Raw genomic sequence first — 25,873 nt, forward strand, 5'->3', positions numbered from 1 at the left:
GGCGTCGCGGGACGGGCCCGCCGGTGGAGAGGAGACGGCGATGACGTTCGAGATCGGGATCATGACCTTCGGCGAGGTCACGGAGGACCCCGCCACGGGGCGGGCGCCGTCGCCCCGGCGGCGCGTGCGCGAGACGATCGAGCAGGCGAAGGTCGCCGACGAGGCGGGCCTCGACGTGTTCGGCGTCGGCGAGCACCACCGCTCCGACTTCGTCGGGTCGGCGCCGGCGATCCTGCTGGCGGCCGCGGCGGAGGCGACCGAGCGCATCCGGCTGACGAGCGCGGTCACCGTGCTCGGCTCGGAGGACCCGGTCCGGGTCTGGGAGCAGTTCGCGACGATCGACCTGCTGTCGCACGGCCGGGCCGAGATCATCGCGGGCCGCGGCTCCTACACCGAGTCCTTCCCGCTGTTCGGCTACGACCTGCGGGACTACGGGGACCTCTTCCGCGAGAAGCTCGACCTGCTGCTCCGGATCCGGGAGCGGAACCCGCTCACCTGGCAGGGGCGCTTCCGCGCCCCGCTGGTCGACGCCGACATCGCGCCCCGCGCCGACGGCGGCACCCTTCCGATCTGGGTGGGCGTCGGCGGGTCGCCGGCGTCCGCGATCAGCACCGGCAGGCTCGGCCTGCCGATGGCGCTGGCCCTGCTGCTGGGCCCGCTGACCCACCACGAGCGGACGGTCGAGCTCTACCGCGCGGCCGCCGAGGAGGCGGGGCACGACGCCCGCGCGCTTCCGATCAGCATCAACGTCCACGGCTACGTGGGACGCACCAGCCGGCAGGCGAGGGACGCGATGTACCCGTACTTCGCGAAGGGCATGATGGAGAACAACCACCAGCGGGGCCGGGGACTCCTGCTCCCCCGGGCCGCGTTCGACGCGCAGGCGGCGCCCGGCGCCGGGCTGCTGGTCGGCAGCCCGCAGGAGGTCGTCGACAAGCTGCTCGCCTACCACGAGCTGTACGGCCTGAACCGGGCCGTCATCCAGATGGGCTTCGGCGGGATGCCGCAGAAGGAGCACCTCGAAGCGATCGAGCGGCTCGGCGCGGAGGTGGCGCCCGTCGTGCGCCGCGAGGTCGCCGCCCGCGAGAGGAAGGCCGCCGGCCCCTCCGGCCGGCCGGAGCGCGGTGGGAAGGGTGAGGCCGCATGACCGCCCTGCTCGGCACGGACCCGGACGCGAACGCCGCGAACGCCGCGAACGCCGCAGGCGCCGCGGGCGCAGCGCTGCGAGTCGTGGTCGTCAACGGCAGCCCGAACGAACGGTCGAAGACCATGGGTCTCGTCGCCGCCGTCCTCGACACGCTGAAGGGGATGCTCCCCATCGAGACGTCCCAGGTCGACGTGTACCGCCTGGGGCCGGGCTTCACCGGGGCGATCGAGCGCGACGACGTCACGCCGGAGGTGGAGGCCGCGTTCGGGCTCGCCGAACGAGCCGACCTCCTGATCGCGGCGGCGCCGGTGTACCGGGGCTCCTATCCCGGCATGTTCAAGCACTTCTTCGATCTCGTCGACCAGTACGCGCTCGCCAACAAGCCGGTCCTGCTGGCGGCGACCGGCGGAGGCGACCACCACGCGCTCGTCCTGGAGCACGCCATGCGGCCGCTCTTCGCCTTCTTCCAGGCGCTGACCGTACCGGTGGCGGTCTTCGCGTCCTCGGGGGACTTCGACGGCGTCACGCTGCTCAACCCCCGCGTGTACGGCCGGATAGAGACGGGCCTCGCCGACGTGGCGGACCTTCTCCGATCGCGGGCGACCGGCGCGCGAACGCCGCCGGACGCCTGATCCGCGACGAGAGCGGTGAGCGATGGGGATCCGGGGCGTCGCTCACCGTCTCCGGCGCCGGCGCCACCGCGGCCCCGGCGCCGGGTCAGCCCCGGTCGCGGCCGGTCATCCGGTCGAGCATCCGGTCGGCGACGCCGACCACCGGGCCGGTCGCCTTCAGGAGGCCCGGCTTGGGAGGGGTGTTGGAGTGCGGGCGTGTCGGCGCGAACCTCTTCGCCGACCGGAGCCTGCCGCCGAGCTCGTTCGCCTGCTCGGCGGTGATGACCCCGCGCAGGCGCGGCCACACCCGCTCCTCCTCGAACGCAATGTGCTCGCGGGCACCGGCGATGAAGTCCGACAGCAGCCCCTCGAAGCGGTCCTGCAGCGGATGCGCGGCGATGAGGTCGTCGAGTTCCTGTTTGGCGGCCTGCTCCTGCGCGATCGCGTGGTCGGCGAGCGCGTCCCCCTCCGGGACGTGCTCGCGGACGGTGGGCCAGAAGTACTCCTCCTCGACCGCCTCGTGCATGGACTCCGCGGTGATGAGCTTCTGCAGCAGGGTGCGGCGCCGGGCCAGCGCGGCCTCGTTCGCGCCGGTCGCCGCGGTGGGCCCGGCCTCCAGGTCGTCCAGCATCCGCTTGACCTCGGTGTGGTCGCGGCCCAGCACCTCGAACACGTCAGGCATCGGTCCTCCTCAGCCGGCGGACGGCTCGCGCGCGGTCAGCCGTTGTCGCGGGCGTTGCGGATCATGTCGCGGACGCGGTCGACGACCGCGGCCATGGGGCCGGCCAGCATGTTCTTGGTCGCCGACTCCACGCCGGGGTGCGGGCGGGTCGGCGCGGTGGCCTGGGCCGCGCGGACGGCGGCGGCGAAGCCCCTGAGCTGGGTGGGGCTGAACTGGTCGCGGATCCGGTCGAACTCGTAGCGCTCCTCGGCGCGGGCGTGGGTGAGCACGTCCATGCGGAGCCTGTCGAGGGACTTGAGGAACCGCGGGTCCTCGATGTCCATGCCGTCCAGCTCCGCCAGCAGCTCCTTGGCCTCGCGCTCCTCGGCCAGCCGGTCGTCGACGATGCCGCCGCCGCCCGGCAGCCGGCGCGCGACCGGGTGGATGATCTCCTCCTCGGCGGTCTCGTGGATCGCGAGCAGCCGCACCAGTTGCCGGAAGGACTCCTTGCGCTCCTGGCCGTCGGAGTGCAGCACCTCGTCGAACAGGTCGCGGATCCGGGCGTGCTGGGCGCGCAGCAGGTCGATGACGTCCTCGGTGGCCTGCGCGTCGGTCGGTGTGGTCTGCATGGACTCGTCCCTCATGTGGATGTGCGTCTGGACGTTGCACCGCAGGTCGGAGGCCCGCGGTGAGCGACGCGGCGTCCGTACCCGGGGTCGGCGGGGTTAAGCGCGGCGGGACCGGACCGCGCCGCCGGCCCGCCGGCAAAGATCGTGCAATCGGATCGCGGCGCGCGTGCAGAACGGCCCCGCCCGGGTAGGCGCAGCAAGCATCGTCCTGATCGGCTCTCACACGAAGGGTGGACCTCGGTGGCCTTCAACCCGCTCGAACACCGCGGTATCCCGCTGGAGGACCAGTTGCGCAACTGGGCGCAGCTGGACGTCGCCCCCATCGACCCCGACGAGTCCGATCCCTACACCAAGTGCCGCATCATCACGATGAACGGCATCGAGGTGGAGGCGATCATGTTCAGCCACCACTTCGCCCGCGTCTGCCCGAACCTGGACGTCAAGCAGCAGCTCGCCCGCGTCCGCTACATCGAGGCGCAGCAGCAGAAGGTCGTCAACTGGCTGCTGCCCGGCCAGGCGTCGATCCTGGAGACCACCATCAGCTACGAGCAGGTCGCGGTCGACCTGACCGGCTGGGTCGCCCGGATGGAGCCCGACCCCTACCTCAAGCAGGCGTACGAGTTCGGCCTGCTGGAGGACTTCGACCACCTGTACCGGTACGCCAACCTGTACGAGATCATCGAGCACCGCAAGGCCGAGAAGATCGTCGACCAACTGACCGAGGTCATGCCGGGGCGGCCGGGATACCTGCAGCACCGCGACCCGATGGACAACGTCCGCGAGCCCTACGACAGGGCCGCCGCCGCGCCGCTGTCCAAGCTGCACGCCCTGACGATCATGTCGGCCGAGCAGCAGACGATGAACTTCTACATGAACGTCGGCCCCATGTACATGGAGCCGATCGCCCGCCAGCTCTACCAGGAGATCGGGCTGGTGGAGGAGGAGCACGTCACCCACTACGAGTCACTGGTCGACCCGGGCGAGTCCTGGTGGGAGCGGCTGGTCAACCACGAGTACAACGAGTGCTACCTGTACCACTCGTTCATGCAGACCGAGACCGACCCGCGCGTCAAGGGCATCTGGGAGCTGCACCTGAACATGGAGCTGGAGCACCTGCGGATCGCCTGCGACCTGATGCGCCGCCACGACGGCCGCGACCCCGAGAGCGTCCTGGCGCCCGCGCTGCCCGAACCGGTCACCTTCGAACCCAACAAGCAGCTCGTCCGGCACCTGCTCGGGACGCAGATCGACTGCACCACCCTCGGCACCGGCTACGTCCAGGAGACGCACGAGCGGTTCGAGCGGATGCAGGACAAGATCAACGCCGAGCGCCCGCCGCAGGAGCGCGTCATCGACGAGCACCGCGACAAGTTCGGCGACGAGTACCGCGTCGTCACCGACGGCCCGCACCCCGTCGAGCGCCTGCGCGACACGCCCCGGTCGTAACAGACGCCTCACCCGCTCCCGCAGCCCCCCATGTTTGGCGACCCGGTAGGGGGTAGCCGGGAGGGATGAGGCTCATGAGGCCGCCGGGGGTCTACGCTCCCCAAGGCGATACCTTCCTACTGGTCGAGGTTCTACGGAAGGCTCCGCTGTTGAAGGGGGCCCGCGTCCTCGACGTGTGCACCGGGACCGGTGCGCTCGCGCTCGCCGCCGCCCGGGCAGGGGCGGGCCGGGTGACGGCGGTGGACGTGTCCACACGGGCCGTGCTGGCCGCCCGGGCCAACGCCCGGTTGAACCGGCTGCCGATCAGGGTGCTGCAGGGCGACCTGTTCGGACCGGTGGCGGGCCAGGCGTTCGACATGATCGTGACGAATCCCCCGTACGTGCCGAGCGGGGCCGCCGCGCCGGGACGCGCGGCCCGCTGGTGGAACGGGGGCCCGGACGGCCGGGCGCTGCTCGACCGGATCTGCGAGCGGGCGCCCCGCCAGCTCCGCCGCGGCGGCACGCTGCTGATAGTCCAGTCGGCCGTCTCCGGTGTCCAGGCGACGCTGGACGCGCTGCGGGCCCAGGGGATGACGGCGTCGGTCGCCGCACGGCGCACCCAGCCGTACGGCCCGGTGCTGCGGGCGCGGGCCGCCGAACTGGAGGCCGCGGGGCTCGCCCGGCCCGGCGGCCGCTCCGAGGAACTGGTGGTGGTCCGTGCCGACCGGAACTGACCGCCCCGCTCCCCGCCGGGTCCGGCTGGACCCGGACGGGCCCGTGCTGGTGGAGGGCCCCCTCGAGATCGAGCTGCCGGAGGGCACGACCGTGTCGTCCGACCGGTTCATGGTCGCGCTGTGCGCGTGCCGGCGGAGCCGCCGGTACCCGTTCTGCGACACCAGCCACCGCCGCAAGCCCCGCCGCAAGCCCACTGCGTCGAGCTAGCCCGTCCGGCTCCTTCCGGCCGTTCTGGCCGGACGGAGCCGTTGAGCAGCGAAGGGAGCCGGTCTAGAAGGATCCGGACGGGAGCGCTTGCAGGAGCGAGGTGCGGCCCGCCCGCCACGACGCCAGCAGATGCTCGCCGAACCGGCCCTCCAGGAACTCGGTGGCGCGGACGCCGAACACCACGTCCCCGGCGAGGCCGGGCTCCTCGGCCAGCAGGTCGCCGAGGACGTCGTGCCGGAGCACCTGCTCGTGCACGGCGTCGGCCTCGATGTGCTCGGTGTGGAAGCGCACGCAGCGCGGGCCCGCGCCGAGACGCTCCAGCGCGGCGGCCATCCGGCGCGCGGCGGGCGCCGTGGTGATCTCGGCGGCGGCGAAGTGCCCGGCCATCGCGCCGCGCAGCGAGCGGTGCAGGCCGAACAGCGACATCATGTTGACGATCGCGAGCATCCGCGCCGGGACCAGATCCAGGTAGCGGCCGTAGGACGGGTCGAGGCCGAGGTCCTCCATGAGGTCCGCGAACAGCCGGGAGTGCATGTCCTCGCCGCGGCCGCCGCCGAACTCGTCGAACTCCACCGCGACCAGCGCGGCCTTGGCCCGGCCCCGCAGCCGGGGGATCAGCCAGGCGTGGGGGTCGGCCTCCTTGAGGTGGTAGGCGGAGCGGTGCACGGCGTGTTCGCGCACCTGCCACCACCCCCCCTCGTCCCGCAGGTGGTGGGAAACGCCGTACGCGCCGACCGGTTCGGCGAGCACCTCGGCGAGGACGCCCTCCACGTCGTCGCCGGTGCCGGTCTCCGCGCGGAGCGCCTCCAGGAAGCGGCGCTCCAGCTCGCCGCGGAGGGCGAGCAGCGCGGGCGCCCATTCCCAGCCGTCGTCGACCCCGCCGAAACCGCGGTAGTGCAGCTCGTAGCAGACGTACAGGGCCAGGTGCAGGTCCTCGCCGAACGGATCGGGGGCGTCCCGCCGGATCGCGGCGCGGGCGGCGTCCAGCATCGGTGCCGGGTCCGCGGGCTCCGGGCGGGAGAGCGCGGCCAGCACCGCCTCCGACAGCGCGCCGCGTGCCGCGGGCAGCGGCGGCCGCGCGCCGGTCTCGGACGGGCTCGTCGCAACGGTCGTCATGACCCTCCTCGTGCTGTCCCGGCCGATCACCGGGCCGTCTCGGACGATGGGCCTGCGGTACCCGCTCCTATCCCGTCCATTCGGCCATCGACGTCCGGTTCGTCACCGTTTGCGGAGGTGGGATGCGGGGACGTCCGGCGGGCGAGCGCCTCGACCACCGCGAGCATGCCGCCGGCCGCCGCCCGGCGCTGGTGCTCCGCGCCCGTCCCCGCGCGCAGGACGCGGCCGAGCAGCGCACGCGTCCGGTCGAGGTCGCCGGTCTCCTCCAGGGCGGGCGCCACGTGGTCGAGGAGCGCGGCGGCCAGCCGTGCGGCCGGGACGCGCCGCTCCTCGACCGGATGGACGCCGTCGCCCGCCAGCCCGTAGCGGGCCGCCGCCCAGACGGCGGCGGCCCCGACCTGCTCGCGCGGCGCGCGGGACGCGGTCCGTCCCGCCGCCAGCTCCGCCAGCGCGGTCCGCACCAGCCCGCGGGTGAGGGCGGCCTGCAGCACGGCCTCCTCGGCGGTCGGCACGGCGTCGGCCGCGCGGACCTCGACCGTCGGCAGGCGCGGAGAGGGCCGCGCCAGCCAGAACGACATGGCGGGGTCCACGACCACCCCGCATTCGGCGAGCCGGGCCGTCTCCCGGTCGTGGTCCTCGGCGGACGGGAACCAGGGCGGCAGCCCGGCCCCCGGGAACCGGGCCTGCTGGAGCATCCGCCAGCTCGCGTAGCCGGTGTCGGCGCCCGCGGCGTACGGCGAGTTCGCCGACACCGCCAGCAGGGTCGGGAGCCAGGGGCGCAGGTGGTTGACGACGGCGACCGCGGTGTCCCGGTCGGGGACGCCGACGTGCACGTGGCAGCCGGACACCTCGTAGTCGCGCACGACGCCCGCGTACAGGTCGCGGATCCGGGAGAACCGCTCCCCCTCGGAGGTCGCCGGCACGGGGCAGGGCAGGGGCGCCGTCCCCGAGGAGACCAGCAGCGCGCCCTCCTGCCGCGCGGACGCGGCGAGCTCGCCGCGGGCCGCCGCGAGCCGCCGCCCGAGCGTCGGCAGATCCGTGCACACGGCGGACGCCGCCTCCACCTGCGTGCCGAGGAGTTCGAGGTAGAACTGCGCACCGGAGGGCGTGGGAAGGTTCCGTGTGCGCGCGAGAACGGCCTCGGCGCTCGCCGTCGTCTCTCCGGTCACCGGATCGGCGAGCAGGAACTCCTCCTCCACGCCGACCGTCAGGCCCGGCTCCTGCTCACTGATCGCGGTCGGTCGCATGGCGGGGGCCCTCCCGGTTCCGGCCTGAGCGGCGTCCCCCGCTCCGGTGCGCGTCAGTGGTCGAGGCCGTACAGGACCGCGGCGGTGACCGCGCCGTAGGCGACGTGCGGCACCAGGTCGCTGATCCAGGACGACACCGGCCAGGCGCGCGGATCGGTGATGCCCAGCGCGGTCATCGGGCCGTTGCTGCCGAGCATGGCTCCGGCGGTGGCCAGCGCTGCGGTGACGGCCCGGCCCGGCCGCCACCCGGCGGCGGTGACCATCCCGAGCAGCGCCCCGGTGCCGACGCCGGCCGCCAGTCCGGTCAGCGGGCCCAGGCCGGAGACGCGGTTGTCCTGCTCGTCGCCCTCGCCGGGCACCGGGATGCCGGTCTTGTCCGAGAGCGCGCGCACCGTCTCCTCGGGCGTGTCGCTTCCCGGGCGCCCGCGCAGGGCCATGTCCAGATAGGTGACGCCGTTCAGCGCGGTCGTGCCCGCCGCGCCTGCGGCGGCGCCCCGCAGCGCTCCTCGCACCAAGCAGGCCATCCCGCGCCCCCTCCTGATCGTCCGCATCGGCCTCTTGTGCTGCGCTCCCCTCCGGCGCACCCGGCAAACATCGGCCCCGTGCCCCGCGCCGTCCCGACCCCGGCACCGTCCCGGCCTCGCGGCGGGACGGCTCAGTGGCGGCGCCAGGTGGCGGCCGTCATCGCCCGCTTCCTGGAGGCCGACCTGTCCCCCGAGCTGGCCGTCCGCTGCTACTCCTTCCTCATCACCTACGCGCTGGGGTTCGCCGGTTACCAGCGCCCCGCCCGTGGGGGCGCCTGGACGACCCCGAGAGCGCGGAGCTGCGCCGGCAGCGCAAGCACTTCTATGCCTCCCTGCCGGCCGAGAAGTTCCCCAGCGTCGTCGTTCTCCGCGTTCCGCTGCCGCCGGGGCGCGTCATGTGCTGATCATGGCGGATGGTCAGCCGATTCCAGCACGCCCCCGCGAAGGCGGCGCCCTTTCGAGCCGCGGCGCTGGGTGCCGCACTGCTCGCCCTCGCCGCCTGCGGCTCCGAGAACCCCCCGCGCGAGTGCCCGCTGGTCTTCTCGCCGACGGGCATCGGCGTGGACATCGCCGCTCCGGACGCCTCCCGCGTCGCGTCCGCGTCGATGCGCGTGTGCTGGAACGGGACCTGCGTCACGAAGCGGCTCGTGCTGCAACCCTCTTCGACGAGCGTCCCGCTGGGATGCCGCGGCACCGGTCCCGACGCCTTCTGCAGCGCGTCCGCCTCGCCCGACGGCGGCCGCCACGGATTCGCCGCCATCGCGGATCTGCCGAAATCCCCCGTCCACGTAACGCTCACCCTGCGCGACCGCCACCACCGCGCACTCGTCGACCAGGAACTCGTCGTCACTCCGAAGGCCACCCTTCACAGCGGCCCGCAGTGCGGCACGGAAGGCGTCCAAGCCGCACTGACCGTGAAGAACGGCAAAGCCACCGCCCGCTGACGAGCTCGGGTCAGCGGCGGGTGGCGCTGGTGACGAAGAGGGGGAGGGCGAAGAACAGGCGGCCGCGGCGGCCGCGCTCGCGCTGCTCGGCGACCCAGGTCTCGGCCTGCGCGTCGCTGATCGCCCCGGCCGAGCGCGCCCCTTCGGCGAGGTCGGCCAGGGCGGGCACCATCGCCGCGTCGGTGAAGACCTTCGTGTGGACCTCGACGGCGGCGTCGGCGAAGCCCGCGTCGAGGAGGAGGTTGCGGCTGCGGCGGACGACGCGGGGCGTGCGGACCCGGTCGGCGCGAGCGTGCACGATGGTGCGGGTGAGCGCCTCGTCGTCGGCGTCGATGACGAAGGTGTCCCAGTCCTGCCCGATCAGCGCGAGGCGCCCGCCGGGGGCGAGGACCCGCCGCGCCTCGCCGATCGCGCGGGCGGGGTCGTCCAGGACGTGGAACACCTTCTCGGCGCGGTAGCCGTGCAGCTCACCGTCGGCGAAGGGCAGCTCGTAGGCGCTGGCCACGCGGAACTCCGCGGCGGGCCAGCGCTCGCCGGCCACGGCGACCATCCGCTCGTCGAGGTCGACGCCGACGGCCCGCGCGCCCCGCTCGGCCATCTCGGCGACCGCGCGGCCGGAACCGCATCCCACGTCGACCACCACCGCGTCCGGCGCGACGCCGAGCAACTCGTAGGAACGCGCGCGCAGTTCGCTCGCGCCGGGGATGGAGTCACCGATGTCGAGCAGGGCGATGAGCGCGTCGGTCTCGGCGCTGGTGCGGCCTGTCGTCTGCTTCTGGTCCATGCGCGGGATCCTGCGGCTTCAAGTGCACTTGAAGTCAAGCGCACTCGGGGAGTCAGGCCCCTCGGCGTCGCCGGTGGCCTGCTGGATGAGGGCTTCGAGGTCCGCGGCGGCCCGGTCAGGTGAGGAAGAACAGGCGGTTGAGGGGGAGTTCGTGCGCGGGTTCGATGTGGGCGGGCTCGCCGTTCACCGAGACCTTGTAGGTCTCCGGGTCGACCGTGATGTCGGCGACCGTCGAGTTGCGGACCATGTGGCGCTTGTCGACCGTCCGGCACTGGCGGATCGGCCGGACGAGCCGCCGCAGGCCGAGCCTCTCGGGAACGCCCGCCTCGATGCCGGCCTGGGACATGAAGGTCACGCAGGTACCGGACAGCGCGGCGGAGTGGGTGCCGAAGGTGGGCCGGTAGTAGACGGGCTGCGGCGTCGGCAGGGACGCGTTCGGGTCGCCCATCTGGAACCAGTTGACCATGCCGCCCTTGACCACCATGAAGGGCTTGGCGCCGAAGGAGTGGGGCTGCCACAGCACCACGTCGGCGAGCTTGCCGTCCTCCAGCGAGCCGATCTCGTCGGCCATGCCGCTGGCGCGGGCGGGGTTGATGGTGAGCTTGGCCAGGTACCGCAGGACCCGGAAGTTGTCGTTGCGGGACGAGTCCTCCGGGAGGGCGCCGCGCTTGTCCTTGTTGTGGTGGGCGATCTGGAAGGCGCGGGTGACCGATTCGCCGACCCGGCCCATCGCCTGCGAGTCCGACCCGATGATGCTGATGATGCCGAGGTCGTGCAGCACGGTCTCGGCGGAGATCGTCTCGCCGCGCACCCGGCTGTCGGCGAACGCCACGTCCTCGGGCACGTCGTAGCTGAGGTGGTGGCAGACCATCGTCATGTCGAGGAGCTCGTCGACGGAGTTGGTGGTGTAGGGCAGCGTCGGGTTGGTCGAGGCGGGCAGGATGTTCGGTTCGCCGGTCACCCGCAGGATGTCGGGGGCGTGCCCGCCGCCCGCGCCCTCGGAGTGGTAGGTGTGGATCGAGCGGCCGTTGATCGTGTTGATGGTGTCCTCGACGAAGCCCGCCTCGTTGAGGGTGTCGGTGTGGATCGCGATCTGGACGTCGTAGGCGTCGGCGACGGACAGGGACGTGTCGATGACGGCGGGGGTGGTCCCCCAGTCCTCGTGGACCTTCAGCCCGGCCGCTCCGGCGCGGATCTGCTCCTCCAGCGGCGCGGGCAGGCTGCTGTTGCCCTTGCCGTAGACCCCGACGTTGACGGGGATGTCCTCGTAGGCCTGGAGGATGCGCGACAGGTTCCAGGCGCCGGGGGTGCAGGTGGTGCCGCGGGTGCCGTCCGCGGGGCCGGTGCCGCCGCCGACCAGGGTGGTGATCCCGTTGCTCAGCGCGTGGGCCGCCTGCTCGGGCGCGATGAAGTGCACGTGGGTGTCGATCGCGCCGGGCGTGGCCACGAGGTTCTCCCCGGAGATCACCTCGGTGTCGGCGCTGATGATGAGGCGCCGGTCCACGCCGTTCTGGGTGTGCGGGTTGCCGGACTTGCCGATCCCGACGATCCGGCCGTCCTTGATGCCGATGTCGCCCTTGACGATGCCGATCACCGGGTCCATCACCACCGCGTTGGTGATCACCAGGTCCAGCGCCACCGTGCCGGTGGACGCGGGGTCGCTCGACATGCCGTCGCGGACGGTCTTCCCGCCGCCGTACTGGGTCTCGTCGCCGTAATGCCCCTCGTTGTGGTCTTTCTCGACCTCGACGACGAGGTTGGTGTCGCCGAGGTGGAATCGGTCCCCCACCGTCGGGCCGTACATCGACGCGTACTTCTGCCGACTCATGGAGGTCATTCGAGACTCACCTTTCCTGGATGATTCGCTTTCGCGCGCCTTTTGCTCTTGCGCGCGCCGCGGCACGGCACGATCGCGGCGGACGGCCGGGGATCCGCGAGGCTATTCCGCTCCGATGGGGTCGTGGCAGGAGATCAGCTTGGTGCCGTCGTCGAAGACGGCCTCGACCTGCAGCAGCGGCAGCATCTCCCGGACTCCGGGCATCACCTTGTCGGGACCCAGCACCTGCTTGCCCAGCTCCATGCAGTCGGCGACTGACCTGCCGTCACGGGCGGCTTCGACGACCTCGTGGGTGATCAGCGCCACCGCCTCGCTGTAGTTCAGCTTCACCCCGCGGTCGCGCCGCTTGATGGCCATCTGCGCGACGGTGAAGATGACCAGGCGGTCCATCTCGCGTGGCGTGAGATTCATCCACGATCCTTTCGACAAAATGGACAGGAAGACCGGAGTGGCGGCGCCGACGTCGCAGGGGTATAAAGCCTCGGCCGATACGTCCCGCGAGCCGAAGCGAAAGGGAGACCCGATATCCTGATCTCCGTTATCCCGCACCGGAAAGCCAAGAGCGCTCCATGACTCCTCAATGATCAAGGCTCTCCGGTGCGGCCCGCCGTTCCGCGGCCCCGTCATCGCCGCCGGGGACGGCGGCGGGCGCATGGGCGGCGCGCGCCACGGTCAGCGGCCCGTGGGGTGTTCCGGAGCGGGGACGTCGAGCAGCAGTCTGCGCACCGCCCCCCACGTGCGGGCGAAGGCCGCTTCGACCTCCGGAGACCGGTCGCCGAGCATCCGGGCCCACGCCCCGCAGCCGCCCGGCAGCACGCTCGCGCCACCGCGCAGCCCCGTGCCGGCGATCGCGGCGTGCATGGCGTCGGCGACCTCGGTCGCCCGTGCCATCTCGGTGACGACGTACAGGGTGGCCATCACCCCGAAGTCGGCCATCACGGCGGGACCGGTCACCGCGCGCTCGCCGGGCACAAGCCGGAGGGGATCGGCGAACAGCAGCCGGCCTCGGCCGTCCCGGACCTCCAGGTCCGTGCAGTAGGCGGCGTAGGCGTGCCGTTCCCCGCGCGCGAGCCGTCCCGCCATCAGCTTCTCGCCCAGGACGACGGTCGCGCGGGTGCCGACGGTGACGTTCATCTGCTGGTAGAACCGGGAGCCGCCGAACGGGATCGTGGTCGCGGGCAGGTACTCGACGTAGCTGTCGGGCCCGGCGTCCAGCTCGACGACCTGGGTGGCGTAGTCGTGTTCCATCCGGTACAGGCGCGTGGCGGTCTGGGTGGTGAAATGCGCCGACGTCCCCGGCCCGCACTCCAGCCCGATGCGGTACCGGTCGCCCTGGAGAACCCCGCCCCCGGACGACAGGAACATGACGTACGGCATGTCGGGCAGCGCGGCGTCCAGGAACAGCGGACGCGTGATGTGCAGCGGCGCCTTCTGGAACCGGCGGGTCAGCTCCGTCCGCCCGCCCGCGAGCGCGAACCCGAGCTCCAGCACGCCGACCTTGCCCGCCGCGCCGACCGGCAGGGTGTCGGGCGTCGCGGCGTACCGGGCCACCTCCGGCGGCACCCGCTCCGGAGCGCAGTGCGCCGGGGTCGTCCGGTCGGACCGGACCGGGCCGGCCGGCCCCGTCGCCGGTCCCCCGGAGATCATCCCGCCGGTGAGCACATCGCCTCCCGGCGTCCGAGGACGAAGTCCGCGACCTCGGGGACGCCGGTCCCGGTGAGGCAATCGGTCAGGATGACCGGGCCGTCGCCGCGCACCGCGCGCGCGTCGCGCTCCATGACCGACAGGTCGGTGCGCACGTACCGCGCGATGTCGATCTTGTTGATGACCAGGAGGTCGGAGTCGGTGGTCCCCGGGCCGCGCTTGCGCGGCATCTTCTCCCCTTCGGCGGTGTCCAGGACGAACACGTAGACGTCGGCCAGGGCCGGGCTGAAGGTGAGGGTCAGGTTGTCCCCGCCGCTCTCGAACAGCAGCACGTCGATGTCGGGGAAGCGGTCGAGCAGCTCGGCCGCCGCGGCCAGGTTCATCGTCGGGTCGTCGCGGACGGCGGTGTGCGGGCAGGACCCGGTCTCCACGCCGACGACCCGCTCGGCGTCCAGCGTCCCGGCGAGCGTCCGGCGGACGTGCTCGGCGTCCTCCTGCGTGTAGATGTCGTTGGTGATCACGCCGGGGCGGTGGCCCCGGGCGACCAGGAGCGGCACCAGCGCCTCGATGAGGGCGGTCTTCCCCGACCCCACCGGCCCGCCGACGCCGACCTTGTACACCTCTTCCAGTTCCATGTCGTCCCTCCGGACGTCGATCGGGTCAGGTGACGAACAGGCGCGCTTCGGCCCGTTCGTGCTCGGCGGCCGCGGCGTCCGCGGCCGGGACCGAGGCGTGCAGGTCCCGCGGGTCCCGGACGGCCAGCGCCGCGTCCGCCGCCGCGACCAGCTCCGGCCGGACCTCACGCAGCAGCGCCTGCGCCCGCCGGAAGTCGATCCGGCCCAGCCGCACCGCCGCCGCCGTGCAGCCCGCCGCGAACGCGTACAGGTCACCGGCCACGGCGTCGCGGACCGGAACGCCGAGCCCCGCGAGCACGGTGCCCACGACGACCGCATGGTTGCCCGGCGCCGTCCCTTCGACGACCAAGCGCGCGAGCCGGGCCGCCGTGGCCGAGTCGAACGCGGGTGCGGCCGTGTCCAGCACCTGCCGTCCGGTGCGGACGGAGGCCGTCCGCTGCTCCCGGTTGAGCTTGATCGCGTAGAGCCGGCGATCGGTCTCCACCAGCGCGTCCCAGTCATCGGCGGTCACCGCCCGGTGCGCGAGCACCAGCGCCGCCGCGTCGGCGGTCCCGGCCGCCCGCACCAGGTCGCGCACCAGGTCGTACAGGTCGTCCGCGCCGACGGCGCGGAGCTGGAAATGGCCTTCCACGCCGTGCGACAGGGTGTACAGGCCGCTGGGGAATCCCGAGTCGGTCAGCTGCAACTGCGCCAGCAGCGGCTCCAGCGCCTCAGTGCTCGCCGGTCGACGCACCGTGCGCCCCGGTGTCGGCGTATCCCCGCGCGTGCAGCCGGACGCGCGCCTCCCTGCGCGCGGCCGAGGAGCGGACGCTCCCGTCCAGCAGGCCGCCGAACCCGACGATGCGCAGCCCGCCGCCGTACTCGACGAGCCGCACCTCCTTGGTGTCACCGGCCTCGAACCGCACCGCCGTACCCGCCGGAATGTCGAGCCGCATTCCGAAGCTCTTGTCGCGATCGAAGCTCATCGCCCGGTTGACCTCGAAGAAATGGAAATGCGAGCCGATCTGGACGGCCCGGTCGCCGGTGTTGTGCACGGTCAGCGTCTCCCGGCGCTGACCGGCGTTGAGCTCGATCTCCCCGTCCCCGAACATGTAACCGCCCTTAGCCATGCGCGGTCCCCTCCCCCGGTGTCGTCCTCGTGAATTCAGGAAATGCGTCGTGACGGTGCGGTCCGCCTTCCTCACCGTGCCCGTGCCCATGGCCGTGGCCGTGGTGGGCGGCCGCGGCGAGGCCGTCGTCGCGGTCCCGGCGCCACCGGCGCTCCGCCTCGGCCGCGCGGTCGCGGACCAGCGCCGCGATCGCCGCCGCGCCCAGCAGCGGCCCGGCGACGCGGTCCGCCACGGGACAGCGCGGGGGCGGGACGAGCGAAGCGGGCACCAGCACGACCTCATCGGCGCCCAGCCGGCGGCAGCGCTCGACACCCTCGGCCACGTCCGGATCACCGTCCGTCAAGGCGACCTCTACCCAGCGGACGGGCAGATACCGCCCGACCAGCCGCGCGACCTTGAACAGCTCCGCGTCGGCCTCCGGGTCCGCCGCCCGCGCCACCAGCAGCACCGCACCGCGAGACCCTTCCTCGCGGATCGCTTTCAGGACCGCCGCCCGGATCCACCCGATCAGGTGCGTGATCGTGCCGAACGGCGGGGCGAGCAGCAGGTCGCCCGGCCGGTCGCGCCCCGCCCAGGCCAGTGTCTGCGCGGCCGCCCGCCCGAGGCCGGGGTCGCGGCCGAGCGTCATCGGCACCACCACGGCGCGCGGGCGGTCCCCCAGCGCGGACCTGAGTCCCCGTCCGGGGTCGTAGATCCCGTGGGCGCCGGGCGAGGAGCCGCCGCCGGGCGGGCCGTGCGCGGGAAGGCTCTCGTGCCCGCCGACCGCCAGCACGGCGCGGCCTCCCGACCCTGTCATGTGGTCCGCCGGAGTGTGGACAGGGTCGGGACGGCGCCCAGGAACACCCAGGTGACCAGCACGAAAGGCCAGGTCAGGGCGTGGCCGCCGATGATGCTGAACGTGTTGGTGATGGCGGGGGTCGTCACCGCGGCGGTCGCCGCCCCGACCGCCGCGTAAACGAGAGAGACCGGGCCCAGCACGACGAACGTCCCGGCCAGCGCTATCCCCGCCAGCACCGAGTTGTAGCCGTACAGGCCCGCGCCGAGGTCCGCCGCCTGCGCCCCGAGCCACCAGCCCATCAGCAGCCCGATCAGGCTCGCCGCGCACGCCACCGCCGCGACCGTCCGGCTCGACACCGCCAGCCCCACCAGGAAGATCAGCCCCACGTACCACTTGTCCTGGAAGAACACCTGCCCGAACCCGTTGAAGAAGCCGTGCCAGACGTCCGTCCACGACACCGCCGTGCCCGGATGGGCGACCGACGGCGCGACGTTGCCCGGATGGCGGGCCCACACCCGGTGAAAGGACGGCGCCGCGATCAGCATCAGCAGCGTCACCACGCAGAACGGCGCGGTCAGCGCGGGCAGGCCGTACGGCTTCAGCAGGACGTTCAATGCCGAATTGACCATGCTCGCCCCGATGGCGGCGCCGATGACCACGAGGAGCGTCACCCAGCTCGCTCCGAGGTAGAGCACCAGGCCGACTCCGACCAGCGTCCCGGAGAACCCCTCGAGACCCGCCGAGACCCGCTTCCAAGGAACCCCGAAAGACCACGCGGTGAGCGTGGCGGTGACGCAGCCGAGCAGCCCGAAGGCACCGAACTGCCAGCCACCGGCGAAAAGGGCGACGAGAAAGATGAGCCCGGTCCAGTGGCCGGGCTGGAGGTCGACCTGGGCCACCCCCCGCAGGATCGCCAGGACTCCCTCCTTGGCCCGGTCCGCCGGCGGGCGCGACGGCCCACCAGGCGCATCCGCCGGCGCCGGCGGTGAGTCCATGGACGCCTCTCCTATCGCGAGTGACGGACCGCATGGCGATCGACGGCGCCCCATGCGGAGGGCGGCATCCAGCAGGGTTCCCCGAAGGCCAATGCCACAAAAACCGGCGATCGCCAACCTTTGGTCAAACCGCAAAATCGTGAATTCCCCCATTCGGCCGCGTAACGCACGCAGGACCGAAAGAATCCGCCGCGATTCCGGCAACGGCGATAAGCCCGAATACGCCGAATGACTGAAATGCAGGTACGCGACGGTGCAACGCGCCCGCCGCAGGACCCGCGCCCAAGCGGCCACGGCCGCGCCCTTCGCGGAAACGCGGCGGTCCGTCTCATCAAGGTGTCGCCGATGAAGGTCCGGACGGCGCGTTTGGCCACGGCCCGCGTCCGCCCCGGCCGGATCGTGCGGCAGTACGGGTGGGGGCGCCACCTGCACCACGGACGAGAACGCCTGCCAGTCCCCCGTCCTCGAGCAGTCGGTCCTCCAGGTCGTGCGGCCGGACGATCGCCGGTGCGAGGGCTACACGGCACCGGGCGGCTCGGACTTCTGCACGGTGAAGGTGTCCGGGATTCCCGCCGGCGGCGACTCCGGCGGCCCGATCATGAGCGTCGCGCCGCGCGGCGGCGAGACCCTTCTCGGTGTCTTCGACGGCTCCGACCGGCAGAGGGTCGCCGAGGCCGGGCAGGTCTCGCAGCAACGCGCCTGGATCCGCTCGGTCATCCGGCGCTAGCGCGGCGCACGGGTCCCCGAGGCGCATTCAGATGTTCTTATCATCCGGATGTTCGGAGTATCCTGAGCGCCGTCGAGGAACGCGAGGAGGGCCGATGGTCCGGCTGACCCGGGCGCAGCAGCAGGCTCGGACGCGAGCCGCCGTGCTCGCGGCGGCGGTGGAGGAGTTCACCGAGCACGGCTTCGCCGATGCCAAGGTCGACCGCATCGCCGCCCGCGCCGAACTGACGCGCGGCGCCGTGTACTCGAACTTCCCGAGCAAGCGGTCCTTGTACCTGGCGGTGCTGCTCGACTCCGTACAGCGAGACGAGCCCGCCGCCGCCGGCGCGTTCGAGGCCGCCGGCGCGGCGGACGGGGCGGAGGCCTTCGCCCGCGTCTGGCTCGAGCGGCTGCCGCTGGCCGGTGACGCGCCGGACGCCAGCAAGCTGAAGTCGCGTTCGCTGACCGGGGTGTTCGCCGATGAGCCGGGCCGCACGGCGATGGCCCAGCTCGCGAGCTTGGAAGCCCTGCTGCTGGCACTCGCCTTGGAATCGTGCGCGGGACCGGGGACGGGACGGCGCGTGCGGGCGGCGGAGCTGATCATGACCCTGCTGCACGGGGCGGGCCATCTCGCGGAAACGGCGCCCGGTTTCGGCGACCCGTTCGAGGTGGCCCGCGCCTGCCGGCGTCTCGCCGATCTCGAAGCGGGCGACGCCTGGGACCCGCCCCATCTGCCGTACGTCGCCGCGCCGCGCCTGTGCGACGACACATGGACGCCGCCCGAGGAGCTGACGGATGCGATCACGGACCGTCCCGCCGGCTTCGGTGAGGACGGGATCGTCGTGGTCCTCGGGACGGGCCGTCTCGGTGCGGCGGAGGAGGCGGTTCGCGCGCCCCACCGGGGTGAGGCGGTCACCGTGGCGCTGGTGACGGACGACCCCGCCGAGATCGGGGCGCTCGTCCGGCTGCGGATCGCCGACCTCGCCGTGTGCCTGCGTCGGGCGTTCGGCCCGGCGGCCGGTCCGCCGATGCGCCTCGTCCTCGATGAGCGGGCGTTGCTCGCGGCCGCCGTCGGCGCCGGCACGGCCGAGGACACCGAGGTCGCGGTGCGCGTACGGGACGGGAAGGTCGTCGCTCGGGCCGGGGGCAGGGGCGCCGCTTACGCCGCGGCGACCGCCTCCGCCCCGGCCGAGCGGCCGAGCGGGGCGAACGGGCGATGACCGGGTCGATCGTGCTGCACGCGCTCCGGTGCATCGGCCACGCCGCGCTGCCCCGCGTGGCCGACGCGGCCGGGCTCCCCGAAGCGGACGCGGAGTCCCACCTGATCGACCTCGCCGTGGCCGGCTGGGTGACGCGGTCGCCCGGGGAGTGCGGCGCCTGGGGCCTCACCGAGGCCGGCCGCGCCGAGGACGCCCGGCGGACCGTCCGCGAGCTCGACGCCGCCGGTACCCGGGACGCCCTGACGGCGGCCTACCGGAGGTTCATGGTGCTGAACCCGGAGCTGCTGGAACTCTGCTCCGCCTGGCAGCTGCGCACCGTGGACGGCGCGATGGCGCCGAACGACCACTCCGACCCGGTGTACGACGCCCGCGTCCTGAACCGCTTCGCCGACCTGGACGGACGCGCCGGAGCCGTCGCCGCGGACCTGTCCGCGGCGCTGCCCCGGTTCGGGCGGTACCGGGTGCGGCTCACCGCCGCGCTCGACCGGGCCCGGTCCGGTGCTCTGGAGCATCTGACGGACAGCACCACCTCGTACCACACCGTGTGGTTCCAGCTCCACGAGGACCTGCTCGCCACCCTCGGCATCCCGCGCCGGTGAACCGCGTTCCGATGCGCTGGATCCATCCCCTCGCCCCCGGTGCGCGTGAGTCGGCGGACGTTCTCGGCGGCAAGGGCCACGGGCTCGTCGTCCTGCGACGCCTCGGCCTGCCCGTGCCGGCGGGGTTCGTCATCGGCACCCGCGCCTGCCGAGCCTTCCTCCGGGACGGGCGCCTTCCGGAGGGTTTCGACGCCGACCTGTCCGCCGCCGTCCGCCGGCTGGAGGCGGCGACCGGAAGGCGCTTCGGCGCGGGCCCGCGCCCGCTCGCGGTGTCGGTCCGGTCGGGCGCCGCCGTGTCGATGCCCGGCATGATGAGCACCGTCCTCGACCTCGGTCTCACCACCGAGGCGACCGCCGCGCTGGCCGCCGAGACCGGCGACCCGGCCTTCGCGGACGAGACGCGCCGCCGGTTCCTCATGAGCTTCGCGACCGCGACGGACGGGATCCCGGACCTCGCGGACGCGACCGACGCGGACGCGGCGGCGCCGTCCGCCGCCATGACCGTCCCCGACGACGCCATGAGCCTGCTGCGGGCGGCGGTGAGGGCCGTCTTCTCGTCCTGGAACAACCCGCGCGCGGTCACGTACCGCGAACTGCACGGCGTCCCCCACGACCTCGGCACGGCCGTGATCGTGCAGGCCATGGTGTTCGGCAACCGGGACGGGCGCAGCGGTACCGGCGTCGCCTTCAGCCGCGACCCGAACACGGGCGGCAGGACGCCGTTCGGCGACGTCCTGTTCGGCGGGCAGGGCGAGGACGTCGTCTCCGGGCGCTCCAGCACCCGGCCGTTGTCCGAGCTCGCCGACCGGGAGCCGTCGGTATGGGAGCGCCTCGTGGCGGCCCTGCACCGCGTCGAACGGCACTACCGCGACGCCTGCCACGTCGAGTTCACCTTCGAGACCGGCGACCTGTGGTTCCTGCAGGTACGGCCAGGCGGCCTCGCGGGCCGCGCCGCGGTCCGGGTCGCCGTCGACCTCGCCGACGAACGGCTCATCGACCGGCGCACGGCCCTGCGGCGGATCTCACCGCGGCATCTCCGCGGCGCCCGCACCCCCCGGATACGGACCGGCCTCGGGATCGACCTCCTCACGCGCGGCCGAGGAGCATGCCCCGGCGTCGCGACCGGACGCGTCGCGGTCACCGCCGACCGGGCCGTCCGGATGGCCGCCGAGGGGCCGGTGATCCTGGTGCGTCCCGTCACCTCACCGCTCGACATGCACGGCCTGGCCGCCGCTTCCGGGGTGGTCACGAGCCGCGGCGGGCCGGCGAGCCACGCCGCCGTCGTCGCGCGGGCCATGGGCAAGGCCGCGGTCGTCGACGCGGCCGGCCTCACCGTCGATGCCGAGGCGGGGTGCGCGCGGGTCGGCGAACGCGTCGTCCCCGAAGGGACGCTGATCACCATCGACGGCACCGGCGGGGAGGTCGCGGCCGGTGACCCGGGCGTCGGCGCCGCGCTCGTCGACGAGCACCTGCACCGGCTGCTCGACTGGGCCGACGAGGTCTCCGGCGATCGATCGGCGCGCCCGGACGAGGAGCGCCTCGGTGCGGCGCACGCACGGCTGTGAAACGACCTGTCGGATGGTTCGGCCGCGTTCGCGACGGCGACGGGCCTGGAAGAGGCGGGTGGAGGGGAGCGTGGGGAGCGGCGGTAGGCAGTCCGTGTGCCTGACGGTGCGGTCGGGTTCTGGGGGACGCGCCGGGTCCGGCGTCAGTGGCTCGGGCCGGGCCTCATCAGCGCGAGCTGCGGGGGCGGGGCGAGGGGGACCGTAGGCTCGTCCCAGTCGTCGTCGACGGTTCCGTCGCCGGCCTCCACGGCCGCCTCGGTGTGCTCGCCGAGCTCGGCCGTGAACCGCTCAAGGGCGAAGGCGCGGATCATGGAGAGGAGCACGTACCGGGTCTCCCCCGCGCCGTCGGCCTCGACGAGCAGGAGCCGGGCGTCGACGAGGGTGGACAGCATCCGCTCCAGCTCGAAGGAGTCGATCTGGAAGCGCCGGGCCATCTCCTCGACCCCGAAGCGGGCGGGCGCGTGCCGGCCGAGCAGCAGGAGGACCGTCCGCGCGGAGTCGTCGAGCTCGAGGTAGCTCTGCTCCAGCCGCGTCCACATGTCGAACGTGCCCGAGCACAGCTCCTCGATGCGCCGGCGGCCGTACTCCAGGCTCGCCACCCAGCGGTCGAGCGAGGGCGACGCCGGACGGGCGAGCCGGGCGCCGACCGCGCGCACGGCCAGCGGCAGGTTCTCGCAGTAGTCGACGATGGACCGGGCGGCCTGGCGCTCGGGACCGCTCCACCGGCGGCCGACGATCATCCCGAGCAGTTCGATCGCGTCGTCCTCCGCGAGCGGATTGATCTCGAACGTGCGCAGCCCGGAAATCCCGTAGAGCGGTGACCTGTTCGTCATGATCACCGCGCAGTGCGGGCTTCCCGGCAGCAGCGGCCGCACCTGTTCCTCGCTCATCGCGTCGTCGAGGACGATGAGCACCCGGCGGTCCGCGCACCAGCTGCAGAACAATTGACTGCGGCTTTCCAGCGCGGCCGGTATCTGGCTGTGCGCGAAACCGATCGCGTGCAGATGGTCGGCGAGCACATCGGACGGATCGACCGCCGCCCCGTTGCGGCGGAGCGCGGCGAAGAACTGACCGTCCGGAAAGCGCTGCCGCACCCGGTGGGCGAGCCGGACCGCCAATGCGGACTTGCCCACCCCGGCCATTCCGGTGATCGAGACCATCGGCGGAGCCTGCTTTCTGCCGTTCTGCAGGAAGGTCTGCTCCAGCCGGCCGAGCACGAAATCGCGGCCGATGAAATCGGGAATGTCGGCGGGGATCTGGGCGGGCACGGCGACCACCGTGGGCGCGGTGAGCACGTCCTCGGCGGCCCGCACCGCGGGCAGGTCCAGCGACGGGTCCGCGGCGAGCAGCGCGCGGTGCAGCCGCTGGACCGGCGGCGACGGCTCGATGCCGAGCTCGTCCACCAGGGAGCGGCGCAGCCGGCCGAAGACCGCCAGCGCCTCGTGCCGGCGGCCGGACCGGTGCAGCGCCAGCATCAGCTTGGAGTGCAGGCCCTCGTGCAGGGGCTGGTTGATGATCAGGGACTTCAGCTCGCGGATCGCGTCCAGGCTGCGTCCGAGCTGCAGGTACGCGTCGATGCGCAGCTCGGTGACCTGGATCTTGGTCTCCTCGAGGTGCGCGGCGTACGACTCCAGGAACGGTCCCTTCTGGACGTCCGCGAGCGCCTGGGACCGCCACAGCGACAGGGCGCTCTCCAGCGAGTTGGCGGCCCGCGTGTAGTCGCCCTCCGCGAACGCCTTCTGGCCGGCCTGAAAGCAGCGCTCGAAGACCGGGACGTCGATGCACTCGGGGGCCACCTGGAGCTGGTAGCCCGACGGCTCGGTGAGCAGCGCGATGCCCTGCTCGTGCCCGGACTCGCCGATGCCGAGCAGCTTGCGGAGCTGGTAGATGTAGGTCTGCATGGTGGCCACGACCGTGACCGGCGGGTCCCCCAGCCATATCTCGTCGATGAACTGGCTGGTGGGAACGACCTGGTCGTGCAGTATGAGCAACATCGCCATGATGGTGCGCAGCTTGGGCGGGAGCATGATCCGCTCCTCACCGCCCGTAGAGACGTCAAGACCGCCCAACAGTCGAAACTGCATGGAATCATCATCCCCAGTTGCACTCGCCGCCCCGGTGTCCGCCACCTACGGAGACCGTCCGGCACCGCAAAGAAACATCCGACCAACACAGGCGGAAACTAATTCAACTTTCTAGTAAATGCGCCGGCCGCCGTCTTTGGACCCCCTTCATCGCATGCCGGTCGATACGTTTACAACGCATACAACCTAGCAGTGTTCGGGTGATTTAAATCTATGTCCACGCCGGGCGTGATTCAAGGGATCCGTTGGCCGTATCCGGCCACCGCGACCGCCGGTCCGGCGGAAACGGCGAGGCCATCGGATATAACGTCCGCTGACGAGGCGATGAACCCCCGATACCGGCGGCCGGCACAAGTGACCGCGAATGCGAATGATCATTCTCGCGGCAAATGAATGACGGAATGCAGAGTGCACATCACGGAGGGTTGCACCGGGCGCCCAAATTACCCGGCCGCAGGGCGCCCTTATTTTCCGGCGGCGCGGGTGACGCGGTGCTCACCTTCGCGCCTCTTGACACGCCGCGCGACCGGGAGCGGGTCACGGGCCGGTCGGCGTCCTCGCCGGGGCGGGCCCGGCCGGCAGGAGCCCGGCGATCTCGGCCGGGGCGTCCAGGTGGAAGAAGTGGCCGGCGTCGATGACGGTGAGCGCGAACCCGACCGAGGTGAGGTCGCGCCAGGCGGCCATCGCCTCGGGCGGGGCGATCGGGTCGCGCGCGCCCGCGATGGCGGCGATGGGCACCGGGAGCTCCCGCGGCATCTCCTCCGCCGGCGGCAGCCGGTACCCGGACAGCCAGCCGACGTCGGCGCGCAGCACGCGCACCAGCCGGTCCCGCAGGCGCGGATGCCGCCGCACGACCTCCGGCGTGCCGCCCAGCGCGATGATCTCCTCCAGCAGTTCCTCGTCCCGCAGGCTCCGCCAGCGGCCGATCCACGCGCTCTCGACGTGCGGCGGGTGGCTCGCGCCGACCACGAGCCGCTCGGGCAGCGGCTCGCCCAGCCGCATCAGCTCGCGGACCGCCTCCTGGGCGAGCACGCCGCCCATGCTGTGGCCGTAGATCGCGTAGGGCAGGCCCCCGGCGCGGGCGGCCAGCGCCCGCGCCAGGTCGGCGGGGTCGAAGTCCGGCGCCTCGGCGGCCCGCGTCTCCCGTCCTGGGAGCTGGACGGGCTGCACGTGGACGGACGCGGGCAGCATCGCGCTCCAGGGCTTGTAGCCGACACCGCCGCCGCCCGCGTGCGGCACGCAGAACAGGACGAGGTCGGCCTCCGCCGGGGCGGGCCCGCCGAGGAACCAGACGTCGTTCGTCGTCGCCATCGCCGGTCACCCCCGCAGATGCCGGTCGACGAAATCGGTGTGGGTCCCGCCCGCGCGGAACACCGGATGCTCCAGGACCCGCCGGTGGAACGGCACGGTGGTGCGCAGCCCCGGGCCCTCCACCTTCAGCTCGTCCAGCGCCGTGCGCAGCCGCCGCAGGCACGCGGGCCGGTCCCGGTCCCAGACGATCAGCTTGGCGATCATCGAGTCGTAGTACGGCGGGATCGCGGCGCCGGGCGCGCAGTGCGAGTCGATCCGCACCCCGGGGCCGCCGGGCGCGCGGAACTCGGCGAGCGTCCCGGGGGTCGGCGCGAAGCCGCGGTCGGGATCCTCGGCGTTGACCCGCACCTCGATCGCGTGCCCGGTCAGCCGCACGTCGGCCTGGTCGAAGGCCAGCGGCTCCCCGGCGGCGATCCTGATCTGCTCGGTGACCAGGTCCACGCCGCTGATCATCTCGGTGACGGGGTGCTCGACTTGGATGCGCGCGTTCATCTCCATGAACCAGTACCGGCCGTCGTCGTCGAGGAGGAACTCCACGGTCCCCGCGCCCCGGTAGCCGAGGGCCTTGGCGCCCCGCAGCGCCGCCTCCCCCATCTCGGCCCGCAGGTCGTCGTCCAGGGCCGGCGACGGCCCCTCCTCGACGAGCTTCTGGTGGCGCCGCTGCACCGAGCAGTCGCGCTCGCCCAGGTGGACGATCCGGCCGTGCGCGTCGCCGAGCACCTGGAACTCGATGTGCCGGGCGACCGGCAGGTAGCGCTCCAGGTAGACGCGGCTGTCCCCGAAGACCGCCTGCGCCCCGCTCCGCGTCCTGGCGTACGTCTCGCGCAGCTCGGCGCGCGACGCCGCCATCGAGATGCCCCGGCCGCCGCCGCCCGCGACCGCCTTGAGCACCACCGGGTAGCCGACGCGGTCCGCCACCTCCAGCGCGGCGTCGAGGGAGGCCACCGGCTCGGTCGTGCCGGGCAGCAGCGGCAGCCCCGCCTCCCCCATGAGCCGGCGCGCGATCGCCTTGTCCCCCGCCGACTCCATGACCTCCGGCGGCGGGCCGATGAAGGTGATGCCGTTCTGCGCGCAGATCTCGGCGAAGTACGGGTCCTCGGAGAGGAACCCGTAGCCGGGGTGGACGGCGTCCGCGCCCGTCCTGAGCGCGGCGCCGATCACGTTGGGGATGTCGAGGTAGCTCCGGCGCGGCGCCGGCGGGCCCACGCACACGGCCTCGTCGGCGAGCGCCACGTGCAGCGAGTCCGCGTCGGCGGTCGAGTAGGCGGCGACGGTGGACAGGCCGAGCCCGCGGCAGGCCCGGATGATCCGGACCGCGATCTCGCCGCGGTTGGCGATGAGCACCCTGCTGAACACGGCGT

General features: G+C 73.0%; 27 protein-coding genes. 10 read left to right on the plus strand and 17 right to left on the minus strand.

Annotated features, from left to right (window positions below):
• Positions 1 to 40 precede the first annotated feature (40 nt).
• Both ABT299_RS38180 and ABT299_RS38185 read left to right on the plus strand, forming a co-directional pair.
• Entirely contained in the window at positions 41 to 1,147 is a 1,107-nt protein-coding gene (locus ABT299_RS38180; protein ID WP_387026503.1) for an LLM class flavin-dependent oxidoreductase, read from the plus strand.
• Complete coding sequence (locus ABT299_RS38185) at positions 1,144 to 1,779, plus strand: NAD(P)H-dependent oxidoreductase (RefSeq protein WP_500253707.1); 636 nt, start codon at positions 1,144 to 1,146, stop codon at positions 1,777 to 1,779. Before ABT299_RS38180 ends, ABT299_RS38185 begins: the two co-directional genes overlap by 4 nt.
• Positions 1,780 to 1,864: 85 nt before the next feature.
• Here ABT299_RS38185 and ABT299_RS38190 read toward each other — a convergent pair whose 3' ends face one another.
• Both ABT299_RS38190 and ABT299_RS38195 read right to left on the minus strand, forming a co-directional pair.
• Positions 1,865 to 2,440 carry a hemerythrin domain-containing protein gene (locus tag ABT299_RS38190; RefSeq protein ID WP_500253708.1) on the minus strand — a complete coding sequence of 192 codons (576 nt, stop codon included), beginning with the start codon at positions 2,438 to 2,440 and terminating at the stop codon, positions 1,865 to 1,867.
• A 35-nt stretch (positions 2,441 to 2,475) separates the two neighbouring features.
• The gene (locus ABT299_RS38195) at positions 2,476 to 3,048 is read right to left on the minus strand and encodes a hemerythrin domain-containing protein (protein WP_387026509.1); all 573 of its coding nucleotides are present in this window, start codon (positions 3,046 to 3,048) and stop codon (positions 2,476 to 2,478) included.
• A gap of 240 nt (positions 3,049 to 3,288) precedes the next feature.
• Here ABT299_RS38195 and ABT299_RS38200 point away from each other — a divergent pair, with 240 nt between their 5' ends.
• The 3 genes from ABT299_RS38200 to ABT299_RS38210 all read left to right on the plus strand — a co-directional run bounded on the left by ABT299_RS38200 (position 3,289) and on the right by ABT299_RS38210 (position 5,415).
• Positions 3,289 to 4,494 (plus strand): hypothetical protein, encoded by a 1,206-nt coding sequence (locus ABT299_RS38200; protein WP_190855363.1) that lies wholly within the window; start codon positions 3,289 to 3,291, stop codon positions 4,492 to 4,494.
• 74 nt (positions 4,495 to 4,568) lie between these two features.
• Positions 4,569 to 5,207, plus strand: a complete 639-nt coding sequence (locus tag ABT299_RS38205) for a HemK2/MTQ2 family protein methyltransferase (RefSeq protein ID WP_387026513.1) — start codon at positions 4,569 to 4,571, stop codon at positions 5,205 to 5,207.
• Positions 5,191 to 5,415 carry a CDGSH iron-sulfur domain-containing protein gene (locus ABT299_RS38210; protein ID WP_500253709.1) on the plus strand — a complete coding sequence of 75 codons (225 nt, stop codon included), beginning with the start codon at positions 5,191 to 5,193 and terminating at the stop codon, positions 5,413 to 5,415. Before ABT299_RS38205 ends, ABT299_RS38210 begins: the two co-directional genes overlap by 17 nt.
• Before the next feature lie 63 nt (positions 5,416 to 5,478).
• Here the strand turns inward: ABT299_RS38210 and ABT299_RS38215 are convergent, their stop codons facing one another.
• From ABT299_RS38215 to ABT299_RS38225, 3 genes are read right to left on the minus strand one after another with little or no spacing between them, the layout of a single operon-like run.
• Positions 5,479 to 6,531 carry an iron-containing redox enzyme family protein gene (locus ABT299_RS38215; RefSeq protein WP_500253710.1) on the minus strand — a complete coding sequence of 351 codons (1,053 nt, stop codon included), beginning with the start codon at positions 6,529 to 6,531 and terminating at the stop codon, positions 5,479 to 5,481.
• A 26-nt stretch (positions 6,532 to 6,557) separates the two neighbouring features.
• On the minus strand, positions 6,558 to 7,778 hold the full coding sequence (locus ABT299_RS38220; protein WP_500253711.1) for a carboxylate-amine ligase: 1,221 nt from the start codon (positions 7,776 to 7,778) through the stop codon (positions 6,558 to 6,560).
• Between the two features lie 53 nt (positions 7,779 to 7,831).
• A complete protein-coding gene (locus ABT299_RS38225; protein WP_500253712.1) occupies positions 7,832 to 8,302 on the minus strand; it encodes a hypothetical protein in 471 nt (156 codons plus the stop codon).
• 413 nt (positions 8,303 to 8,715) lie between these two features.
• Between ABT299_RS38225 and ABT299_RS38230 the strand changes: the two genes are divergently transcribed.
• A complete protein-coding gene (locus ABT299_RS38230; RefSeq protein ID WP_500253713.1) occupies positions 8,716 to 9,246 on the plus strand; it encodes a hypothetical protein in 531 nt (176 codons plus the stop codon).
• A gap of 10 nt (positions 9,247 to 9,256) precedes the next feature.
• Here ABT299_RS38230 and ABT299_RS38235 read toward each other — a convergent pair whose 3' ends face one another.
• The 9 genes from ABT299_RS38235 to ABT299_RS38275 form a co-directional block, all read right to left on the minus strand.
• Positions 9,257 to 10,030 (minus strand): methyltransferase domain-containing protein, encoded by a 774-nt coding sequence (locus ABT299_RS38235; RefSeq protein WP_500253714.1) that lies wholly within the window; start codon positions 10,028 to 10,030, stop codon positions 9,257 to 9,259.
• Between the two features lie 115 nt (positions 10,031 to 10,145).
• Complete coding sequence (ureC, locus tag ABT299_RS38240; RefSeq protein ID WP_190855339.1) at positions 10,146 to 11,867, minus strand: urease subunit alpha; 1,722 nt, start codon at positions 11,865 to 11,867, stop codon at positions 10,146 to 10,148.
• Positions 11,868 to 11,969: 102 nt separating this feature from the next.
• Complete coding sequence (locus ABT299_RS38245) at positions 11,970 to 12,278, minus strand: urease subunit gamma (protein ID WP_190855337.1); 309 nt, start codon at positions 12,276 to 12,278, stop codon at positions 11,970 to 11,972.
• A 261-nt stretch (positions 12,279 to 12,539) separates the two neighbouring features.
• Positions 12,540 to 13,529, minus strand: a complete 990-nt coding sequence (locus ABT299_RS38250) for an urease accessory protein UreD (RefSeq protein WP_500253715.1) — start codon at positions 13,527 to 13,529, stop codon at positions 12,540 to 12,542.
• Positions 13,511 to 14,146, minus strand: a complete 636-nt coding sequence (gene ureG / locus ABT299_RS38255) for an urease accessory protein UreG (protein WP_190855335.1) — start codon at positions 14,144 to 14,146, stop codon at positions 13,511 to 13,513. Before ureG ends, ABT299_RS38250 begins: the two co-directional genes overlap by 19 nt.
• 25 nt (positions 14,147 to 14,171) lie before the next feature.
• Positions 14,172 to 14,879 carry an urease accessory protein UreF gene (locus tag ABT299_RS38260; protein WP_387026530.1) on the minus strand — a complete coding sequence of 236 codons (708 nt, stop codon included), beginning with the start codon at positions 14,877 to 14,879 and terminating at the stop codon, positions 14,172 to 14,174.
• Positions 14,857 to 15,255, minus strand: a complete 399-nt coding sequence (gene ureB / locus ABT299_RS38265) for an urease subunit beta (protein ID WP_190855333.1) — start codon at positions 15,253 to 15,255, stop codon at positions 14,857 to 14,859. The genes ABT299_RS38260 and ureB overlap by 23 nt, the downstream gene beginning before the upstream one ends.
• Entirely contained in the window at positions 15,248 to 16,051 is an 804-nt protein-coding gene (locus ABT299_RS38270; protein ID WP_500253716.1) for a sirohydrochlorin chelatase, read from the minus strand. Before ABT299_RS38270 ends, ureB begins: the two co-directional genes overlap by 8 nt.
• On the minus strand, positions 16,048 to 17,082 hold the full coding sequence (locus ABT299_RS38275; protein WP_500253717.1) for an urea transporter: 1,035 nt from the start codon (positions 17,080 to 17,082) through the stop codon (positions 16,048 to 16,050). Before ABT299_RS38275 ends, ABT299_RS38270 begins: the two co-directional genes overlap by 4 nt.
• Before the next feature lie 433 nt (positions 17,083 to 17,515).
• Here ABT299_RS38275 and ABT299_RS38280 point away from each other — a divergent pair, with 433 nt between their 5' ends.
• The 4 genes from ABT299_RS38280 (at position 17,516) to ABT299_RS38295 (ending at position 21,117) form a co-directional block, all read left to right on the plus strand.
• A complete protein-coding gene (locus ABT299_RS38280; protein ID WP_500253718.1) occupies positions 17,516 to 17,755 on the plus strand; it encodes a hypothetical protein in 240 nt (79 codons plus the stop codon).
• A gap of 94 nt (positions 17,756 to 17,849) precedes the next feature.
• Positions 17,850 to 18,953: a TetR/AcrR family transcriptional regulator gene (locus ABT299_RS38285; protein ID WP_500253719.1), complete on the plus strand. Its 1,104-nt coding sequence runs from the start codon at positions 17,850 to 17,852 to the stop codon at positions 18,951 to 18,953.
• Positions 18,950 to 19,552, plus strand: coding sequence for a transcriptional regulator (locus ABT299_RS38290; RefSeq protein WP_387026540.1), 603 nt, complete (start codon positions 18,950 to 18,952; stop codon positions 19,550 to 19,552). Before ABT299_RS38285 ends, ABT299_RS38290 begins: the two co-directional genes overlap by 4 nt.
• The gene (locus ABT299_RS38295) at positions 19,549 to 21,117 is read left to right on the plus strand and encodes a pyruvate, phosphate dikinase (protein WP_500253720.1); all 1,569 of its coding nucleotides are present in this window, start codon (positions 19,549 to 19,551) and stop codon (positions 21,115 to 21,117) included. The genes ABT299_RS38290 and ABT299_RS38295 overlap by 4 nt, the downstream gene beginning before the upstream one ends.
• Before the next feature lie 143 nt (positions 21,118 to 21,260).
• Here ABT299_RS38295 and ABT299_RS38300 read toward each other — a convergent pair whose 3' ends face one another.
• The 3 genes from ABT299_RS38300 to accC all read right to left on the minus strand — a co-directional run bounded on the left by ABT299_RS38300 (position 21,261) and on the right by accC (position 25,868).
• Entirely contained in the window at positions 21,261 to 23,144 is a 1,884-nt protein-coding gene (locus ABT299_RS38300; RefSeq protein ID WP_190855319.1) for an AfsR/SARP family transcriptional regulator, read from the minus strand.
• 594 nt (positions 23,145 to 23,738) lie between these two features.
• A complete protein-coding gene (locus ABT299_RS38305; RefSeq protein ID WP_500253721.1) occupies positions 23,739 to 24,512 on the minus strand; it encodes a thioesterase II family protein in 774 nt (257 codons plus the stop codon).
• Positions 24,513 to 24,518: 6 nt separating this feature from the next.
• Complete coding sequence (accC, locus tag ABT299_RS38310; protein ID WP_387026548.1) at positions 24,519 to 25,868, minus strand: acetyl-CoA carboxylase biotin carboxylase subunit; 1,350 nt, start codon at positions 25,866 to 25,868, stop codon at positions 24,519 to 24,521.
• Between the last annotated feature and the right edge of the window lie 5 nt (positions 25,869 to 25,873).

Origin of the sequence: Spirillospora sp. NPDC000708 (assembly GCF_040299565.1) — a bacterium.
In the GTDB taxonomy this organism is placed as follows: Bacteria; Actinomycetota; Actinomycetes; order Streptosporangiales; family Streptosporangiaceae; genus Spirillospora.